This window comes from Streptomyces sp. NPDC054840 (assembly GCF_053611065.1).
The window spans coordinates 1-1,409 of the sequence record NZ_JBSGZP010001099.1 but is presented as its reverse complement, the minus strand read 5'-3'; the positions used below and the strand labels follow the sequence as shown (position 1 = coordinate 1,409).

The window sequence follows — 1,409 nt, the reverse complement described above, 5'->3', positions numbered from 1 at the left end:
CGGGCTGTGCCCCGCCGGGGCCGGGGACGGTGCCGCCCCCGCCTCCCGCGGCCTCGGCCGGGGGAGTGCCTGTCCCGGCCTGTCCCGGGTCCTGGGGCGGCGACTGGGCGGGGGACGCGGTACCCGAGGCGCTGCCGCCCGCCGCAGAAGCCGTCGGGTCGGCCGGTGCCGTGACCGGTGCGGACGGGGAGTTCCCCGCCCCGGCCTGCGGCGCGGAGGTGTACGGCAGGTGCTGGATGGCGAGGGTCGTACCGCCCGCGACCACGACGACGGGCACGACGGCGAGCAGGACGCGGGTCCGGCGGCGGCGCTCGGCCCGTTCCGGCCGGACCGTGACCGGCGGAGCGGGGGCCGCCGGAACGGGCGCCTTCCCGGGCCCCGGCCCGGCTTCCGGCTTCTCCCCGGTGAGCGGGATCGTCGGTACGTCGCACTCCTGCACGTTCGCGGCGAAGGCGGCCCGCTCCGTCAGGCGCCCGGTGACGGCCTCCGGCCACAGCGGGCCGGTGAACGGGCCGTGCGCGCAGGCGCGTTCCAGGAGTTCGGCGGCGGTGGGGCGCCCCTCGGGGTCCTTGTCGAGGCAGGCCGCGACGAGCTCGGCGAGGTCCGGCTCCAGCTCCCGCAACGGCTCCAGGTGGGGCTCCTCGTGGACGATGCGGTACAGCACCCCGTGCCCCGACTCGTCGCCGAACGGCGGCTGACCGCAGGCCGCGTACGCGAGTACGGAGCCCAGCGCGAACACATCGGTGGCGCCGCTCAACCGCTTTCGGCCCGAGGCCTGTTCGGGTGCCATGTAGGCGGGCGTACCCACGACCATGCCGGTCCGGGTCAGCTGGCTCTGCTCGGCGGCCCGGGCCACACCGAAGTCGATGAGGGTGAGACCGTCGAGGGTCAGCATGACGTTGGACGGCTTGAGGTCCCGGTGCACCATGTCCAGCGCGTGCACCGCGGCCAGCCCCGCCGCGGCTTCCCGCAGCAGCAGCCACAGCGCCCGCGCGGGCAGCGGGCCGCCGTGCAGCGCGATGGCTTCCCTCAGGGTGAGCCCGGGGATGTAGGCGGTGGCGAACCACGGGGGAGTGGCGGTGCGGTCGCTGTCGAGCAGCGGCGCGGTGGCGTCCGCGGGCAGCCGGGCGAGGTTGTCCAACTCGTGCCCGAAACGGCGCAGGAAGTCCTGGTCCTCGCCGACGACCGAGGACAGCAGTTGCTTGACGGCGACGTACCGACCCTCGCGGACCCCGAGGTAGACGCGCCCCATGCCGCCGGCCCCGAGCCGGCCCGCCAGCGGGATCGACCCGATCCGGCGTGGGTCCCCCGCCTCCAGCGGCTCGGCCCCGCTCCCCGTCAGCTCTGACACGTCAGCCCCGCTCAAATTGGAGAAGTGTCCCGGAATCTAACCCTGATGATCCCGAGAC

At 75.4% G+C, this 1,409-nt stretch carries 1 protein-coding gene; it reads right to left on the bottom strand.

Annotated elements, in window-relative coordinates:
- On the bottom strand, positions 1-1,351 hold a 1,351-nt coding region (locus ACWGIU_RS37855; protein ID WP_453712616.1), incomplete at its 3' end, for a serine/threonine-protein kinase.
- Positions 1,352-1,409 lie beyond the last annotated feature (58 nt).